The sequence below is a fragment of the Streptomyces sp. NPDC101234 genome (genome assembly GCF_044767525.1).
Classification (GTDB): domain Bacteria; phylum Actinomycetota; class Actinomycetes; order Streptomycetales; family Streptomycetaceae; genus Streptomyces; species Streptomyces sasae.
Genome location: NZ_JBIWOA010000061.1, coordinates 23,907 through 41,464, shown reverse-complemented (window position 1 = coordinate 41,464; position 17,558 = coordinate 23,907). Strand labels below are relative to the sequence as shown.

General features: G+C 69.9%; 15 protein-coding genes. 8 read left to right on the top strand and 7 right to left on the bottom strand.

Annotated features, from left to right (window positions below):
• The 4 genes from ACIRR9_RS52520 to ACIRR9_RS52505 form a co-directional block, all read left to right on the top strand.
• Positions 1 to 477: acyl-CoA dehydrogenase family protein (locus ACIRR9_RS52520; RefSeq protein WP_403768092.1), on the top strand; the 477-nt coding region annotated here is incomplete at its 5' end.
• A 141-nt stretch (positions 478 to 618) separates the two neighbouring features.
• Positions 619 to 984 (top strand): four-helix bundle copper-binding protein, encoded by a 366-nt coding sequence (locus ACIRR9_RS52515; RefSeq protein WP_403768089.1) that lies wholly within the window; start codon positions 619 to 621, stop codon positions 982 to 984.
• 175 nt (positions 985 to 1,159) lie between these two features.
• Positions 1,160 to 1,513 (top strand): DUF6247 family protein, encoded by a 354-nt coding sequence (locus ACIRR9_RS52510; protein ID WP_403768086.1) that lies wholly within the window; start codon positions 1,160 to 1,162, stop codon positions 1,511 to 1,513.
• Positions 1,510 to 1,782 carry a hypothetical protein gene (locus tag ACIRR9_RS52505; protein ID WP_403768083.1) on the top strand — a complete coding sequence of 91 codons (273 nt, stop codon included), beginning with the start codon at positions 1,510 to 1,512 and terminating at the stop codon, positions 1,780 to 1,782. Before ACIRR9_RS52510 ends, ACIRR9_RS52505 begins: the two co-directional genes overlap by 4 nt.
• 67 nt (positions 1,783 to 1,849) lie before the next feature.
• Here the strand turns inward: ACIRR9_RS52505 and ACIRR9_RS52500 are convergent, their stop codons facing one another.
• Positions 1,850 to 3,157, bottom strand: coding sequence for an LCP family protein (locus ACIRR9_RS52500; RefSeq protein WP_403768080.1), 1,308 nt, complete (start codon positions 3,155 to 3,157; stop codon positions 1,850 to 1,852).
• 119 nt (positions 3,158 to 3,276) lie between these two features.
• Between ACIRR9_RS52500 and ACIRR9_RS52495 the strand changes: the two genes are divergently transcribed.
• Positions 3,277 to 3,825, top strand: a complete 549-nt coding sequence (locus ACIRR9_RS52495; protein WP_384575068.1) for an acyl-CoA thioesterase — start codon at positions 3,277 to 3,279, stop codon at positions 3,823 to 3,825.
• Between the two features lie 278 nt (positions 3,826 to 4,103).
• On the opposite strand, the gene ACIRR9_RS52490 is transcribed toward ACIRR9_RS52495, so the two are convergent.
• Positions 4,104 to 5,561: an LCP family protein gene (locus ACIRR9_RS52490; protein WP_403768077.1), complete on the bottom strand. Its 1,458-nt coding sequence runs from the start codon at positions 5,559 to 5,561 to the stop codon at positions 4,104 to 4,106.
• Positions 5,562 to 5,810: 249 nt separating this feature from the next.
• Between ACIRR9_RS52490 and ACIRR9_RS52485 the strand changes: the two genes are divergently transcribed.
• Positions 5,811 to 6,845: a glycosyltransferase family 2 protein gene (locus ACIRR9_RS52485; RefSeq protein WP_403768075.1), complete on the top strand. Its 1,035-nt coding sequence runs from the start codon at positions 5,811 to 5,813 to the stop codon at positions 6,843 to 6,845.
• An 18-nt stretch (positions 6,846 to 6,863) separates the two neighbouring features.
• Here the strand turns inward: ACIRR9_RS52485 and ACIRR9_RS52480 are convergent, their stop codons facing one another.
• The 5 genes from ACIRR9_RS52480 to ACIRR9_RS52460 all read right to left on the bottom strand — a co-directional run bounded on the left by ACIRR9_RS52480 (position 6,864) and on the right by ACIRR9_RS52460 (position 14,538).
• Positions 6,864 to 8,423 carry an LCP family protein gene (locus ACIRR9_RS52480; protein WP_403768099.1) on the bottom strand — a complete coding sequence of 520 codons (1,560 nt, stop codon included), beginning with the start codon at positions 8,421 to 8,423 and terminating at the stop codon, positions 6,864 to 6,866.
• A 230-nt stretch (positions 8,424 to 8,653) separates the two neighbouring features.
• Complete coding sequence (locus ACIRR9_RS52475) at positions 8,654 to 10,285, bottom strand: LCP family protein (protein WP_403768072.1); 1,632 nt, start codon at positions 10,283 to 10,285, stop codon at positions 8,654 to 8,656.
• Between the two features lie 241 nt (positions 10,286 to 10,526).
• A complete protein-coding gene (locus tag ACIRR9_RS52470; RefSeq protein ID WP_403768069.1) occupies positions 10,527 to 12,254 on the bottom strand; it encodes an LCP family protein in 1,728 nt (575 codons plus the stop codon).
• A 242-nt stretch (positions 12,255 to 12,496) separates the two neighbouring features.
• Positions 12,497 to 13,618 (bottom strand): LCP family protein, encoded by a 1,122-nt coding sequence (locus ACIRR9_RS52465; RefSeq protein ID WP_403768066.1) that lies wholly within the window; start codon positions 13,616 to 13,618, stop codon positions 12,497 to 12,499.
• A 164-nt stretch (positions 13,619 to 13,782) separates the two neighbouring features.
• A complete protein-coding gene (locus ACIRR9_RS52460) occupies positions 13,783 to 14,538 on the bottom strand; it encodes a TIGR03089 family protein (protein WP_403768063.1) in 756 nt (251 codons plus the stop codon).
• 111 nt (positions 14,539 to 14,649) lie between these two features.
• Here ACIRR9_RS52460 and ACIRR9_RS52455 point away from each other — a divergent pair, with 111 nt between their 5' ends.
• Together ACIRR9_RS52455 and ACIRR9_RS52450 are read left to right on the top strand one after the other, a co-directional pair.
• Positions 14,650 to 16,236, top strand: coding sequence for a peptidoglycan recognition protein (locus ACIRR9_RS52455; RefSeq protein WP_403768060.1), 1,587 nt, complete (start codon positions 14,650 to 14,652; stop codon positions 16,234 to 16,236).
• Between the two features lie 162 nt (positions 16,237 to 16,398).
• On the top strand, positions 16,399 to 17,481 hold the full coding sequence (locus ACIRR9_RS52450) for a sugar phosphate nucleotidyltransferase (RefSeq protein WP_384575037.1): 1,083 nt from the start codon (positions 16,399 to 16,401) through the stop codon (positions 17,479 to 17,481).
• The last annotated feature ends 77 nt before the right edge of the window (positions 17,482 to 17,558 follow it).

The window sequence follows — 17,558 nt, the reverse complement described above, 5'->3', positions numbered from 1 at the left end:
GACCGCATGATCGGCGCCGAGGGCACCGGCTTCGCCACCGCGATGAAGACCCTCGACCACACCCGCATCACCATCGCCGCCCAGGCCCTCGGTGTTGCCCAGGGCGCCCTCGACTACGCCAAGGGCTATGTCCAGGAGCGCAAGCAGTTCGGCAAGCCGATCGCCGACTTCCAGGGCATCCAGTTCATGCTCGCCGACATGGCCATGAAGATCGCCGCCGCCCGCGCCCTCACCTACCAGGCCGCGGCCGCCTCCGAGCGCGGCGACGCCGACCTCACCTTCCAGGGAGCGGCGGCCAAGTGCTTCGCCTCCGACGTCGCCATGGAGGTCACCACGGACGCCGTCCAGCTGCTCGGCGGCTACGGCTACACCCGCGACTACCCGGTCGAGCGCATGATGCGCGACGCCAAGATCACCCAGATTTATGAAGGCACGAACCAGGTTCAGCGGATCGTGATGGCTCGCAATCTGCCGTAGCCGTACCGGCATCCGGCGGGAAGGCGCCCCTCGGGGCGCCTTTTCCGTGTCCGGCCCGAATGGCACTACCGGGCGGTCGGGCTTAGGACGGGAAACACACGGGGACCGCCCCGGACCCCGCCCCTTTCCCCTGGAGGAGCCATGACCCAGACCGGACCCATGACCGCCATGTCCAAGCAGATGCAGGACTGCGTCAACATGTGCATGGCCACCCACACGATGTGCGAGGAGACCATGAGCTCCTGCATGTCCATGGAGGGCGGCCAGGCGCAGATGCGGATCATGCGCGCGCTGATGGACTGCTCCGAGATGACCCGGATGTGCGCCGACATGATGATGCGGCGCTCGCCGTTGTCCGCCGAGATGTGCGCGATGTGCGCCAAGGCGTGTGACATGTGCGCCGAGGCGTGTATGACCATGCCGGACGACCCACAGATGAAGCGCTGTGCGGAGATGTGTCGCCGCTGCTCCGAGATGTGCCGCTCGATGGCGGGCGTGGCCATGTGACGCTTGTCGCGAGCGCGGTCAGGGGCCTCCAGCCGGGGTCCCCGACCGCGCTTGTGGGCACTGCTGCTTCAAGGGACGGAAGGGACGCCGATCCCTCACTCGTTCGAGCGGTGAAAGAGTGATCCTGCCCGATACGCTGACACTCGGGATCAGAATCGCGCCCATGGGAGCAGCCATGACCACCTCCACCGCCGGGCAACCACTCATCCCCCAGCCCCCCGCCACGGTTGCCGCGCTGCGGCAGGCCGTCAGACAGATCGCGCCTGCCGCACTGCTTGCTTTCACCCAGGAGCTGGACCAGGCGGCCGACCAGTCCCGGCAGGGCTCCGATCTCGCCCCTCTCCAGCGGTTCGTGGCCCAGTGGGCCGTCTACGTGCACATCCAGCGCCAGCCCGAGATGGCCGCTGAGCTCCGCCGCTGGGAAGACGCCGCCGAGTCGGGCGACGCCGCCCAGGCACGCCGGGCCGCCTCTCGGATCGGGCGGATTCTGGACGAGGCACACGTGGCCGTCGGTCTCCCGGCCCGGTGAGCGCGGACTGGCGTTGGGAGTACGACCCTGATCAAGACCATGTGGCAGGCGGCATCCCGGCTCACGTAGTGAGGGAAGTGGAGCGTCTGGCCGACCAGCTCATCGTCCTCGCCCGTACAGGCATTGATGTCAGCGATCTCGGCAACGGCCCCCGGCCTGGCGGCCTGCGCCGTATGGACGCTGTAGGCGGCTGGTTCTACTTTCTGGTGGCGCCACGCGAGCCATTGATCATCGTTGTCCGTATCGTGCCGCCGTTCGACGCGCTGTAGCCGACTACGCCGACGGGGAAGGGCGCCTGGCCCTTCCCCATGTGGCACTGCTGGCGGCCGGTACGGCCTAGTTGCCGGTGACGGTGACCTTCTGGTCGTTCTTCAGCTCGTCCACCAGGGTCTTGACCTTCGCCTTGTCCCAGACGAGGTTGCCGCCGGTGGAGCCCGAGATCGGCATGTTCATGGAGGTGCCGTTGCCGCCGTTGACGTCCTTCATCGCGAAGAACATCGAGCCCAGGTCCCACAGGCTCATGCCCTTGTCGACGGTGAGGGAGTCCAGGCCCGCGCCGAGGGTGGGGTAGAGCTTGAAGGGGTTCAGGATCGTCGACGGGGTGGCCACCTGGTGGGCCAGCGCCGCCAGGAACTTCTGCTGGTTCTTGGTGCGCTGCAGGTCGGACGTGGCGAAGGCGTGCCGGGTACGGACGAAGGCCAGGGCCTCCTCGCCGTTCAGGGTCTGCGTGCCCGCCTTGAAGTCCGCGCCCGAGTACTTGTCCTTGAAGCCCTTGTCGATGTTGATCGTGACTCCGCCGACCGCGTCCACGATGCCCGCGAACCCGGCGAAGCCGATCTCCACGTAGTGGTCGATGTGCAGGCCGGTGTTGTACTCGATCGTGCGGACGAGGAGGGTCGGACCGTCCTCGGCGTAGGCCGCGTTCAGCTTCGTGTACCGGCCGGTGCCCTTGTAGACCTTGCCTGACGTCGACCCCTGGTACGACGGGATCTCCACGTTCGAGTCCCGGGGCAGCGAGATCAGCGTGTCGCCGTTGTCGCCGACGTGCAGGATCATCATCGAGTCCGTGCGCTTGCCCTCGGCCGAACCCGTGTGCAGCTCCTTCTTCTGCGCGGCGGACAGGCCCTGGCGGCTGTCGGAGCCGACGATCAGGTAGTTGGTGCCCGAGCCGGCCGCGGGACGGTCGATCACCTTCGACAGGTCGACGTCCCGGTGCAGCTTGGAGTCGGCCCAGAAGTAGGTCGAGACGGATGTGACGATCACCACGCCGAGGACGACGATCGCCGTCCACTTGATCCGCTTGCGCCAGTTCGGAGCCCGCCGCGGTCCACGCTCGTACTCGCCGCCGGGTCCCCCGCCCCCAGGGCCGCCGCCGTAGACCTGGCCGGTGTTGTAGCCGTTGTTGTAGCTGTCGTACCCGGCACCGTCGTCGTATCCGTTGCCGTTGCCATTGCCGTACGACGGCTGCTGCGGCACCCCGCCGTATCCGCCGCCCTGCTGCGGGCCGCCGTACGGCGGTGCCGACGGTTCTCCGCGCCGCACCTGGCGCATCACGCGCGCGCCCTCAGGCTGCGCGTCAGCGCTCCCGCGTCCGTACTGGTTGCCGCGGTTGTCGTTCGACCGTCCCTGGGGCCATTCGCTCATGGGCCCCAGTGTGCAGGTAGCGGCCATGCCAGTTACAAGGGTCGTCGGAAAATCAGGTCACCGCTGTTGCGAACCCGACACAAATTCCGCGAATGTCGCTTCGGCATAAGGTGGGGGCCATGACAGACCAGGCCCCCGAGGCGGAACTCGACATACCCGGCAAGCCGACGTCCGCGTCCCGGACCACGCTGAGCCACATCATGACCCACAGCGACACCAACCTCCTCGGCACGGTGCACGGCGGTGTGATCATGAAGCTCGTCGACGATGCCGCGGGCGCGGTCGCCGGCCGTCATTCGGGCGGTCCCGCCGTCACCGCGTCCATGGACGAGATGGCGTTCCTGGAGCCGGTCCGCGTCGGTGACCTGGTCCATGTCAAGGCCCAGGTCAACTGGACCGGCCGGACGTCCATGGAGGTGGGCGTGCGGGTCCTGGCCGAGCGCTGGAACGAGTCGACCCCCGCGACCCAGGTGGGCTCGGCCTACCTCGTCTTCGCCGCGGTCGACGCGGACGGGAAGCCGCGCCGGGTGCCGCCGGTGATACCGGAGACCGAGCGGGACCGCCGCCGCTGCCAGGAGGCCCAGATCAGGCGGACGCATCGGCTGGCGCGGCGGCGGGACATCAGGGAGCTGCGGGAGCGCCGGGTGGCGGAGGGTTTCGAGGACTGAGCAGCGACTGAGCGGTGACCGAGCGGCGGCTGAGCGGTGACCGAGCGGCGGCTGAGCGGTGCCCTGCCCGGTCAGGGGCCGGCCGGGGCGTCCCCGCGGAACGCACCGGCCATCACGGGGACCAGCTGCCGTTCGATCCGCTCGGCGGACAGGGCGGCCGGCTCGGTGCCGATGGGCGCCAGCGCGAGCCAGTTCAGCAGGCCGGCCGCGCAGCGTGTGCCGCTTCCCGGTGGGTGATGCCCGGCGCCGCCGGCCGCGCATCACCCACCGGCTCCCGCCTAACAGACCTTCTCGTCCCCCCGGATGACAGCAGGCGCCCCCTGCGGCGCCGGATCGTCGGCCCGCACCTTCCGGGCCTGCCCCTTGAAGTCCGCCCCGGCCGTCACCCGCAGCACCGGCCCCAGCCCCTTCACCGCCTGCAGCTCACTGCCCGGCAGAGCCGCCGCGAGCGACCGGGCCGACCGGTCCCAGCGCGGGTCGAAGGAGATCACCGTCCGCTTCACGTCGTGACGTGCCGCGGTCACCGGCTGCCGGTTCGTCGCGAAGCCGGTCGCCGCCAGTGCCGCGTCCAGCCGCCGGGCGAGCCCCGCCGTCGCCGTGCCGTTCTCCACCTGTACGTGGATCTGCTCCGGCGCGACCTCCACGGTCACCGGCACCGGACCGCGCGGCCTGGCGGGTGCGGGCGATGCCGGCCGTGCCGACGGTCCCGGCGAAGCTGACGGTCCCGGCGAAGCTGACGGTCCCGACGACGCCGACGGTGCCGGCGTCGCCAGCGGTTTGTCGTCGCGCATGGACTGGAACAGCTGGGCCGCCCTGGCCTCGTCCCATTTCAGCGTCGAGCCGATGCCCTTCACGACGTACCCCATCTGCCCGATGGGGACCGTCGTGAACTCGGACGAGGACGGGGAGAAGTTCCGCATCGCCCGGCCGAGGTCCAGCAGCTCGTCCGTGCCGAAGCCCGTGTCGGCCCGCACGGAGCCCAGCACCGCCCGTGTCACGTCCCGGAACCTGATCGGGTTGAGCAGCACCCCGGACGACGCCGCCCGCTCGATCAGCGCGGCCAGGAACCGCTGCTGCCGCTTCATCCGGCTCAGGTCGCTCGCCACGTCGACATGCCGGGACCGGACGTACTGCAGGGCCTGCCCGCCGTTCAGCTGATGGGTGCCGGGGGAGAGGTTCAGGCCGGTGTAGGAGTCCTTCAGGGGCTGGGCCGTGCAGATCCGGACCCCGCCGAGCGCGTCGACGGTCTCCATGAAGGAGATGAAGTCGACCTCCAGATAGTGGTCGATCTTCAGATGGGTCATGTCCTCGACCGTGCGGACGGTCAGCTGCGGGCCGCCCTCCGCGTAGGCCGCGTTCAGCTTGATGGGATGGGCGGCGCGCTGCAGCCCCGTCGTCTCGTCGACACGCGCCGGGACCTCGACGTACGAGTCGCGCGGCAGACTCACCACGGTCGCCCGCTCCCGGTCGGCCGAGATGTGCACGATCATGATCGTGTCGGTGCAGTGGCAGGGCGCCCCGCCCAGCCGGTACCTGCGCCGCTCCTGCTCGGTGATCTTGTCGCGGCCGTCGGTGCCGACCAGCAGGACGTTCATGCCGTGCCCCGCCCGGGGCCGGTTCTTCATGTCCTTGAACGGGTCGACCCGTGCGATGTCCGCGTCCAGGCTGGCCATGACGGAGTGCCCGATCCCGGCCGACGCCAGCACCACCACCGAGAGTGTGGTGACCGCCCGCATGGCCCAGCGCGGCCGCCGGGGCCTCGTGGGTCGTACCGGCGGCCGCGGGGCCTGACGGGTGGGCTGTGGTCGGCGCTGCGGCCGGGCGGGCCGGACAACGGACCGGGGCGGGCTGGCGGGCAAGGGACACCTCCGGACGAGGCCGTACGTGGGATCCGTAAGGACGGTAGGCCGATACGACCTTCATCCCGCGTCTTGGCCCCGGCGGCGCGCAACGGTGTCCCCCGTTCGCGGTAACGTGAGCCCCCTATGAACGCCAAGCCCGACGTGCGGCACCCCGCAGTTTCTGTGATCATGCCCGTCCTCGACGAGGAGCGGCACCTGCGCGGGGCCGTCGAAGCGATCCTCGCGCAGGAGTACGCCGGCGAGCTGGAGGTCGTGATCGCCCTCGGTCCGTCCAAGGACCGCACGGACGAGATCGCGGCCGAGCTCGTGGCCGAAGACCCGCGTGTGCACACCGTCCCGAACCCGACCGGGCGCACCCCGGCCGCGCTGAACGCCGCGATCAAGGCCTCCCGGCACCCGATCGTGGTCCGCGTCGACGGCCACGGCATGCTCTCCCCGGACTACATCACCACCGCCGTACGGCTCCTGGAGGAGACCGGCGCGATGAACGTCGGCGGCATCATGCACGCCGAGGGCGAGAACGCCTGGGAGCAGGCGGTCGCCGCGGCCATGACCTCGAAGATCGGCGTCGGGAACGCCGCCTTCCACACCGGTGGCGAGGCCGGCCCGGCCGACACGGTCTACCTGGGCGTCTTCCGGCGCGAGGCGCTGGAGCAGCAGGGCGGCTACAACGAGGAGTTCATCCGCGCCCAGGACTGGGAGCTCAACTTCCGGATCCGTGAGGCCGGCGGGCTGATCTGGTTCTCGCCGGAGCTGAGGGTGTCGTACCGCCCGAGGCCGTCGGTGAAGGCGCTCGCCAAGCAGTACAAGGACTACGGCCGCTGGCGGCACGTCGTCGCCCGCTACCACGAGGGCTCCATCAACCTGCGCTACCTCGCCCCGCCGGTCGCCCTGTGCGCGATCGCCGCCGGGATCGTGGCCGGGGCCCTGGTGACCCCGTTCGGCTTCGTGATCCCCGGCGGGTATCTCGCCGCGATCGTCGCCGGGTCCGTCCCGGCCGGCAAGGGGCTGCCGCTCAAGGCGCGGCTGCAGATCCCGGTAGCCCTCGCCACCATGCACATGACGTGGGGGTACGGCTTCCTGACCAGCCCCAGGTCGCTGGCGAAGCGGGTCATCGCGTCCCGCCGCCCCGCGGTGCTCAGCCCCTCTTCCCGCTGAGCACCGCCCCTCGGGGGTTCACCAGGTGTAGTTCGGGTCCACGTGCATGCACGCCTTGGTGTCCGAGGCGTTGAGGGCGCTCGCCGAGGCCGGGGTGGTGTCATCGTCGTCCGCGGTGTACTCGGTGCCCGAGCGCCAGTCGGCACCGACCACCAGCGTGACCCCGGAGACGGCCGTGGACTTCTTCACCTGGCTGCTCGGGATGCCCAGCACCTTGGCCACCCGCTGGGCGTCGCCCGCCAGGTCCGCGCTCGGATACCGCACCACCGTCAGGTCCTCGCTCAGCAGTGCCGAGGTGTCGGCGGCCGCCTTGGCGAAGCCCTTGCCAGTCAGCAGCTCGGTGACCGCGGCGGCCCGGCCGGTGACGGCGGCCTCGGTGCCGCTCTTCGTGCCGTTCTGCACCTGCACGGCGATCTTGTCGTCGGCCGCCGCCTTGTCGGTGACCTTCGCCGTGGCCGTCTTCTTCTTGTCCTTGCCGTCCAGCGCGATGTCCTCGCGGACCAGCCGCCACAGCTTGGCCGCGTCGGTGGGCTTGGGCAGGACGCGGTTGCCGTCCGAGGAGTACACCCACGGCATCGTCGTCATGGTGATGCGGGCGGTCGGGACCTTCTTCAGCTCCTTGCTCAGGTCGTAGAGCTTGGTGACCGAGCCGAGGCCGGTGTCGACCGTGAGCGCCTTGGTGGCCGTCTCGGCGAGCCCCAGGAGCTTGTCGGGGTTGCTGAGGGTGGCGTTGGACCGCAGCTGGCGGACCATCGAGTTCATGTACATGTGCTGGGCCTTGGTGCGGGCGATGTCGCTGCCGTCCTCGAAGCCGTAGCGGGTGCGCAGCCACTGCAGGGCCTGCTTGCCCTTGACCGAGGTGGTGCCCTTCTTCAGCTTCAGGCCCGAGCCGTGCCCGGAGGAGGTGTGCGAGTAGATGTTCGCGTCCACGCACACCGGCACCCCGCCGATCGCGTCCGCCATGGACACCACGCCCGAGAAGTCGACCATCATGAAGTGGTCGATGTGGATGTCGGTGAGTTTCTCCCAGGTGGCCACCGTGCAGCCGGGTCCGCCGCGTTCCAGGGAGGCGTTGGTCATCGTGTCGGTGGTGGCCGGGTAGACCTTGCCGGTGTCGGGGTCGGTGCACTTGGGGATGGAGACCAGGGTGTCGCGGGGCATGGACACCACCGACATGTTGGTGCGGTCGGCGGAGACGTGCAGCAGCATCTGGACGTCGGCGCGGGCGGCGGTGCCGATGTCCCTGGCGCCGCCCAGCTTCTGGTTCTCGGCGGTGTCCCGGGCGTCGGAGCCGATCAGCAGGATGTTCAGCGGGGTCTGTCCGGCCGCGTTCGCCTTGGTCTTCGTGGCGCGGTCCTTCGAGTCCCCGATGTTCAGGTCCGCCTTCTTGAGGTTGCTGTTCAGGTGCTCGTAGTAGAGGTATCCGGCGGTGGCGGTGCCGGCCATCGCCAGGGCGAGGATCGAGGCCGACCAGCGTATGACCCGGCGTCTGCGGCGCTTCCGGTCGCCGTCCGTGCCGCCTTCGTGCCGTCTGCCGCCGTGCCCGCCGGCACCGGCCGCCCGGGCCGTGAGGGGCATGGTGTCGTCGATCACCGACACGTCGGACACCTCCCCTCGCACACCGCTGCGCACCACCGCTGCCCGCCTCCCGCTCGCACCTGCCACCACGCCCGGAACTCCCGGGCACCTGAGCACGGCGGCAGTGTCATGCAGCCGTTTAGGAGTTGGCTGTGCTTACCTGTGCGGACCTGTGTGTGAAGAGACCGTGCCGCCTGTAATGACCCTGTATGGGCAGGCGGCACGGGCTGTCACCAGCGATAGGGTCCGTACACGTCCATGCACTGCTTGGTGTCCGAGCCGTTGATCGCGTCGGTGTTGTCCGGCAGGTCACCGGCCTTCGGGGCGGACTGCTTCGGGTACGAGGTGCCCTCGCGCCAGTCGGCCCCGACGACGAGCGTGACGCCCGACACATCGGTGGTCTGCTTCACCTGGTCCGTGGGGATCCCCAGCGCCTTGGCGACCGCCTGGGCGTCGCCCTGCAGGTCCGCGCTCGGGTACTCCACCACCGTCTTGTCCGCGGAGACCGCGGCCGACGAGGTGTCCGCCTCGGCCTGGGCGTAGCCCTTGGCGGTCAGCTCCTGGGAGATGGTCCGGGCCCGGCCCTGGACCGCGGCCTCGGTGGAGGTGCCGGTGGCGTTCCGCACCAGCACCCCGAGCCGGCCGGCGGAGACGGAGGGCTCCTTGGCCGGCGTGGCGGTCGCGGTGCTCTTCTTCTTCGAGCCCGAACCCTGGTCGTCCTTGCCGTTCTTGTCGAACGCCACGTCGTCGCGGAGCATCTGCCACATCTTGTCGGCGTTGGTGCCGTCCGGCACCAGGTGGTCCTTGTTCTGCGGGTCCTCGACGTTCGGCATCGTGAGCGAGGTGATGCGGTCCGTCGGCACCGACTTGAGCTGCATGGCCAGGTCGTAGAGCTTCTTCGGGCTGCCGATCTCCTCGGAGACCGTCAGCGACTTGGTGGCCGCCTCCGCCAGGTCCATCAGCCTGCCGGTGTCGGTGAAGACGTTCTGCCCCTTCAACGTGCGGATCATCGAGTTGAGGTACATGTGCTGGGCCTTGGCCCGCAGCGGGTCGCTGCCCCAGGCGTGCCGGGTGCGCAGCCACTGCAGGGCCTGCTTGCCCTCGACCTTGTGCGTGCCGGCCGTCATCTTCAGCCCGGAGCCGCCGGACACCGCGGCCGTCGGCCGGTCCCACACGTTCTGGTTCACACAGACGTCGACGCCGCCGATGGCGTCCGCCATGCTCACCACGCCCGCGAAGTCGATCGTGATCCAGTGGTCGATGTAGACCCCGGTCAGGTTCTCCCAGGTGGCCAGCGTGCAGCCGGCGCCGCCGCGGGCCAGCGACTCGTTGATGATGGTGTTGGTCGCCGGGTACACCTTGCCGGTGGCCGGGTCCGTGCACTTGGGTATGTCGACCCGGGTGTCGCGAGGGATGCTCACCATCGCGGCGCTCTTGCGGTCCGCGGACAGGTGGATCAGCATCTGCACATCGCCGAGGGGCGGGCTGCCCCGGTCGTACTTGGCGCCGCCGAGCTTCACGTTCTCGTCGGAGTTACGGCTGTCGGAGCCGATCAGCAGGATGTTCAACGGCGTCTGGCCGGCCGCGTTGGCCGCGCTCTTCCGCGCCTTGGCGTCGCCGCTGCTGCGCTGGCCCTTGTGGATGTTGCCGTTCAGGTGCTGGTAGTAGAGGTAGCCGGCACCGGCGGTGCCGAGGACCACCACCGCCAGTGCGGTCGCCGACCAGCGCAGTGCCCGTCGTCCGCGCCGGGGCCGGTCGCCGTTCGAGCCGTCGCCGGAGCCGCCCTTGCGACGCCCGCCGCCAGTGGCGCCCGGCGTGACGGGCGCCTCGGGTATCTTCGGCGCCTTCGGTGCGAGGGACATCGTGTCCTCGACCGCAGGCACCTCCCTCCGCACATCGCTCTGCGTCAACTCCCTGCCCTCCCCACCCTGCGCCCTGCGCGCACAGGCCCGCCGCCACGCCCCCCGTCGGACGCCACACGGACCACACGGGTCTGCCCCGCGCCCGGTTAGACGCATGACAGACCCAGAGGGTTACCTGCTTATTTGGTAAGACTTGGTGTCACCCGATGACAACTCCGTGCCACCGGGCGTCCGTTCGCCGCTATTTGGCGCAGGTCACCTTGTCCGCCGTGGTCTTGCTGTCCACGTCCGGCGCCTTTGTCGGAGTGGTGAGGGAGACTCCCGCTCCCTGGAAGTCCTTGCCCAGCGTCAGTGTCATCGCGGGCAGTCCCTGGGAGTTGGTCACGCTCTTGCCCGGCTTCATCGCCGAGCCGGACAGGCCCAGGAGGCTTGCCAGTTCACGTGCCTGGGCGGCCTGGTCGGGGGCGTACTCCAGCGTGGTCTTCGCGAGTTCGGCGGGCGCGTTGCCGGCGTTCTCCGACTTGAGGACGCCCTCGTCGTTCTGCAGCCAGCTCAGGGTCTCCTGGGCGCTGCCGGGCGGGGCACCGCCGTTGAGGATCCGCACCCGCACCTCGGAGGCCTTGGACTTGCTGCCTTCGAGCCGGGCGGCCGCGGCGTCCTTGCTGGCCTGCGCCTGCTTCTTCTTGACGTCGGTGAAGGAGACGTCGTCCTTGATGGCCTGGAAGACGGCGGGGGCCTTCGACTCGTTGACCACGACGGTGACCGGGACCTTCTCGGCCGGGTTGTCCAGTACCGGGATGGTGGTGAAGGTCAGGTTCTTCGGGTTGAGCTTGCCGAGCTCCAGACCCAGGTCCTTCAGCTTGTTGATGCTGTCCAGCTGGGAGTCGACGGTGAGCGCCTTGGTGCCGACCTCGGCCAGGTTCAGCAGCTTCGTCGGGCTGGAGAGCGTCGAGTTGGAGCTGAGCTTGCGCATCAGCGCGCTCAGGAACTGTTGCTGGAGCTGGATCCGGCTCAGGTCACCGCCGAAGCCGACCGAGTGCCGGGTGCGCACGAAGGCCAGCGCGGTCTCGCCGGAGATGTTGTGGGTGCCCTTGGACAGCTTCAGATGTGACTGCTTGTCGTTGATGTCCTTGGCGAGACAGACCTCGACCCCGCCGACCGCGTCGGTCAGCGTCTTGACCGCGTTGAAGTCGGCCACCATGAAGTTGTCGGGCGTGATCCCGGTCAGCTCCGTCACCGTGCGCACGGTGCAGCTGGCCGTACGGCCGTCCTGGCCGAGGCTGGTGTTGAAGCGGACGTCGGTCGTGCCCGGGATGACCTTCGTGGTGCCGTCGGACTGCGTGGTCGGGCAGTCCGGGACGTCCACGATCAGGTCGCGCGGGATGCTCAACGCGGTCGCGTTGGAGCGGTCCTTGGAGATGTGCAGCAGGATGTTGGTGTCGGCGTGCCCGACGCTGCCCGCGTCGCCGTACCCTTCGTTGCCCTTGCCGGTGCGCTTGTCGGTGCCGATGATCAGCAGGTTGATCGCCTTGTCCTTGCTGAAGCCACCGGTGCTCGCGCCGTCGTCGGAGACGGACGTGATGTTGTCGTTGAGGTGCTTGATGTACAGATAGCCGGCGGCCGAGACGGCGATCAGCACGAAGGCCATCGAACCGCCGGTCCACAGCAGCGCCTTCTTGGCCTTCGACTTCTTCTTCACCGGCCGTCGTGAGCGCCGCCCGGCCGGCGGCTCGGGCTCGCTGCGCCGTCGCCGCTGCCCCGGCACCTCCGGGCTGGCCGTCTCTCGCGTCCCGCCCGGGGTGGTGTGCGACGACGTCGGTCTGCGCGGTCCGGGCACCGCCGACGACTGTGGTGACGACTGCGGTGCGGAATGTGTCAGTCGCAGTTCGTATTCACCGGTGTTCGGATTGAGTACCCACTGGTCTGCGGGATCGATGTTGTCCGCCCGCCCACGGCCTTGCGCGTCCACGGTTGTCCGAATCCTCCGTCGGGGCCACGCGGCGCCTTCCCCCCACCAAGGCGCTCGGTCACGTTTCGCGGTGCACGACCCCAGGACGGACCTCGCGGCCGGGTACACCGGAGCGCTCACACTATCCGCCCGGTTCGGCGTCGAGTGACGCCAGTGACAAATTCATCCTCCCTACAACCGGGCAATCCATCTCATTTAACTGACATCGAACGGCACGGAAGTTCGCCGCCTTGGCGAGTGCTTTACGCGCAACTGTCCTCAGCGGCGGTGTTCCCGTGAAACGCGGTCGATGCCGAGTCCCCGGGAGAGGCGTTCTTCTTGGTCACCGCCACCGGCCGGTCGGCCCGCAACAGAGAGAAAAGCGCGTCCGCTCTGCCCGCCACGAGCTGGTCGCGATTGGAGTCGTACACATACGGCTCTCTCGGAACGGTGAGGAACTGCACATGTTCCGTGGGGATGGCCCGCACCCCGCGCACCAGCTGGTACAAACCGCGCAGACTGGCCAGTTCGGGATCGGTGGTGAGCGCCGAGGTCGCCGCGTCCAGCAGCGGATAGAGCTTCGCCGGGTTCAGCAGTACGTCGCTGCTCTGGACCTTGCCGACGAGCGCCCCCAGGAACTGCTGCTGACGGTCCATCCGCCCGGTGTCGCTGCCGTCCCCCAGCGACTTGCGCGCCCGTACGTACCCCAGCGCCTGCTCCCCGTCGAGGGTGACGCGCCCGGCGGGCAGCCGCAGCTTGGCCGCCTTGTCGTCGATCGGCTTCTTCAGGCACACCTGCACCCCGTCGATCGCGTCGATCATGTCCTTGAACCCGCTGAAGTCGACGACGACGTAATGATCGACGCGAATGTCCGTGAGCTTCTCCACGGTACGGACGGTGCACGCCGAACCCCCCACCTCGAAGGCCGAGTTGAACAGCGTGAACGAGGGCTCGCCACGGTGCCCGTCGCTTTGCAGGCAGCCGGGCATGTGCACCATCAGATCCCGGGGCAGGGACACGGCGGTGGCGCTGCGCCGGTCGGCGGCGAGATGCAGCAGGATCGTGGTGTCGGACCGCTCGGTGCCCGAGTCCTTGCCGTAGCGGCGGTTCCCGTCCCCGGCACGGGTGTCCGACCCGATGACCAGAATGTTCTGCGCGCCCCGCACCAACGCGGTGGGGCGCTCCCGCTCGTACCGGGCGAGTTCGGCGGCGGCCGCGTCGTCAGCGGTGATGTTGTCGCTGAGCTTGGTGTAGAGCGCCCAGCCGCCACCGAGGACACCGGCGAACAGCACCCCGGCACCGAGAGCCGTCCCCCGTATCCAACGTCGCCGACGCCGCCGGGCAAGTCCGGGCCCGGTGGCGGATGCCCCTACGACGTCGGTCACTGTTCAACAGTGCCTCGGGGGAGGGAGTGAAGGCGGCGGCAGCTACTCCACTTGGGTGAGGGGAGTTACTCAGGGGCGCGGGGCTGTGGCGATCTGCGGCTACCGCCGCGTGGGCGCGAACGGCCCCCACCGGCCCGCAGCCGACGAACCACCGACGAACCACCTCACCGCGCCGAAGCGGTGACCCGCTCACTCTCGATCCGCTTGGCGATCCCTTCCTCGCCCAGTTCGTCCAGATGCCGGCACAGGACCACGGACCCCCCGGCCGCGAGCGGCGCGTACAGCCCCGCGCTCAGCCCGCCCCACGTGTCGTACCCCAACCCCGAAAGCAGCCGGGACCCGGGCCCGGTCAGATCCAGCCCCGCAGCGTCCCCGAGCGCCCGCTCCACGACCTCGGCGCCACTCATCTCCGCGCCCGCGACGATCAGCGCGGGCTCGTCCGGATCCACGGGCGAGAACGGCGCGAACCGGTCCCCCTGGCTCGGCACCTCCACCGCGTAGTCCACGAACCCGTCCGGCGGCTGCGGAAAACGCCCGCCCAGCGGCCGCAGCGCGAGCGCGACCCGCTCTCCCCGGCAGGCCCTGGCCGCCTCCAACGAGTCCGGACCGCTCACCACCACGTCGGCCGCAGCCGGGTCCCCGGCGATGTCCGCCACCACGCCCACCGACGAGCACGCCAGCAACCACACCGCCGTCTGCCAGTGCGCGGGCAGCAGCAGAGCCACCCGGTCACCCGGCTCCGTGCCGAGGTCGCCTTGCAGCAGATTCGCCGTCTTGGCCACCCAATTGGCGAAGGTGGCCACGGACAATTCGACGCGTTCGCCCGTGGCGTCGTCGTAGAAGGTCACCAGGGGGCGTCCGGGATCCGCGGCGAGCGCGGAACGCAGCAGGTCGGCAGGGGTGCGATCGGTGGCGTTCACCCGCGCAAGCGTACGCCGGGTCCGCCGCCCCCACCGGCCGGCGGGGCCACCGGTTCGGCGCAACCGCTCCCTACGGGCCGTCAGATCCCGTATGGACATATTTATCTGACTATGTTCAAGATCAGGGGCATGCGTGGACTCCTGACTTCCTCGATCGGCGTCACCTGCGCGGCGGCCCTCACCCTCCCGCCGGCCGTGCTGAACGTGCCGTCCGCAGCCGCCGCACCGGCGGAGCGGACCACGACGACCACCCTCCAGGGCACTACCCAGTCGCTGCCCCTCGCCCCCCGCACCCGCGAGCGCGTCCCGGGGCGGGCCCTCGAACAGGGCGTGTACAGCACCGACGTACGGCACTTCTCGCTCGTCGGCGTCATCTGGGACAACCCCGGAACCGAACTCGGCGGCCGGGTCCAGGTCCGCACCCGGGCCGCCGCCACCGGCCGCTGGTCGGGCTGGCAGGACGTCGAGACCCGCAACGCCGACCACGGCGCAGACCCGGGCAGCGCGGAAGCCGCCTCGGGCCGTGTCCACGGCGCCACCGCACCCCTCTGGGTGGGCGACTCGAACGGAGTGGACGTACGCGTACGCGCCGGAGAGGGGAAGGCGGGGGGAGACGGGGACGGGGACGCAGCCGATGCCGGCCCAGGCGGCAGACCTTCCGCCGGCGGCCCCGACCCGCTGCCCGCAGGTCTGCGCCTCGAACTCGTCGACCCCGGCGGGCAGACCTCGTCCGGCCAGACCTCGTCCGGCGAGACCCCGTCCGGGGGGAGCCCGCTCGACGGCCCGCCGCCCCTCGGTCTGTCGTCTGTCGGCCTGCCGCCCGACGGCCCGTCGTCGGATGGCCCGTCGTCCGATGGTCCGTCGGACGAGGGCTCGTCGGACGAGGGCTCGTCGGACGAGGGCTCGTCGTCCGAGAGCCCGTCGGTCGAGAGCCCGTCGGTCGAGGGCTCCGGCACCGCGGATGACGCGTCGGCGGACGTCAACGCCGACCCCGCGCCCGCCGACGCCACCGAGATTCCCGCGCTGAACCGGGAGGACACCGAGCTCGAACTGGAGGAGCTGACCGGTGTCGACGTCTCGCGAGTGAAGCCGTACATCGGGCCGCGCCCGAAAATCGTCACCCGCCGGGGCTGGGGAGCCGACGAGTCGCTGCGCGAGAAGGGGTTCGTCTACACGGGCAAGATCAAGGCGGCCTTCGTCCACCACACCGCCTCCGGCAACGGTTACCGCTGCTCCGAGGCCCCGTCCGTCATCCGCAGTATCTACCGCTACCACGTGGTGAGCATGGGCTGGCGGGACATCGGCTACAACTTCCTCGTCGACAAGTGCGGAACCATCTACGAGGGCCGCGCCGGGGGAGTGACGAAGGCCGTCAGGGGCGCCCACACCCTGGGCTTCAACAACAACAGCATGGGCATCGCGGTGATCGGCACATACGGCTCGCACCAGCCGTCCTCCGCGGCCGTGACCGCCGTCGCCAAGCTCACCGCATGGAAGCTGGGCCTCTTCGGGGCCAATCCCAAGGGAAAGACATATCTGAAGTCCGGGGGTGGCAATCTCTACCCAAAGGGGAAGAACGTACGACTGAACGTGATCTCCGGCCACAGGGACGGGTACGCCACCGAGTGTCCCGGCGCGAAGCTCTACGCCAAACTCGGCTCGGCCCGGACCAGTTCAGCGCGCCTCCAAGGACGCTGAGTACGGGGCTCGCGGTCAACGCCATCGGAGACAGTCGGGGGAAAACCGCACGTCGATGCCGCGCGTCTCCGCGTGGCCGTCGAGGGCGCCGTCGCACGGTCTGCATACACTGGCCGGCCGACAGAGAGTTCGGCCGGTCCCGGCAGGAAGCAGAGACGACAGGTGACAGAAGCGATCCTCCTGGTCGGCGGCAAAGGCACCCGGCTGCGTCCGCTCACGGTCCACACGCCCAAGCCGATGGTCCCGGCGGCGGGCGTGCCCTTCCTGACGCACCAGCTGGCCAGAGCCAGAGCGGCGGGCGTGGAGCACATCGTGCTCGCGACGAGCTACCTGGCGGAGATCTTCGAGCCGTACTTCGGCGACGGCGCGGCACTCGGCCTGCACATCGAGTACGTCACCGAGGAGGAGCCCCTCGGTACCGGCGGCGCGATCCGCAACGTGGCCTCCCGGCTGCACTCGGGCCCCGACGACCCGGTCCTGATCTTCAACGGCGACATCCTGACGGGCCTGGACATCCGCGCCCTCGTGGCCACGCACGAGTCGACGTCCGCCGATGTCTCCCTCCATCTGACGAAGGTGGCGGACCCGCGTGCCTACGGTCTGGTCCCCACCGACGAGACCGGCCGGGTGCTGGCCTTCCTGGAGAAGCCGCAGACGCCGGAGGAGATCGTCACCGACCAGATCAACGCGGGGGCGTACGTCTTCCGCCGCTCGGTCATCGACACGATCCCGGCGGGCCGTCCGGTGTCGGTGGAGCGTGAGACCTTCCCGGAGCTCCTGGCGGCCGGCGCCCACCTCCAGGGCATGGTCGACTCGACCTACTGGCTGGACCTGGGCACGCCCGCGGCCTTCGTCCGCGGCTCGGCGGACCTCGTCCTGGGCCGCGCCCCGTCTCCCGCCGTCCCCGGCCGCTGCGGCGACCGTCTGATCCTCCCCACGGCCCGGGTGGCGGCGGACGCGAAGCTGACGGGCGGCACGGTGGTGGGCGAGGGCGCGTTCGTCGCGGAGGGGGTGCGGGTGTTCGGCTCGACGATCCTCCCCGGTGCCGTGATCGAGCCCGGCGCGGTCATCACCGACTCCCTGATCGGCAAGAGCGCCCGGGTCGGCGAACGGTCGGTCCTCACGGGCACGGTGATCGGCGACGGCGCGGTGGTCGGCGCCGACAACGAACTGCGGGAGGGCGCGAGGGTGTGGTGCGACGCGATGATCCCGGCGGGGGCGGTGCGGTTCTCGTCGGACCAGTAGGGGTGGTGCGGGCCGCTGTTCGACGGCGGGCGCGCGGGGGCTGATCGCGCAGTTCCTCCCCCAGCCTTCGGCCGGGG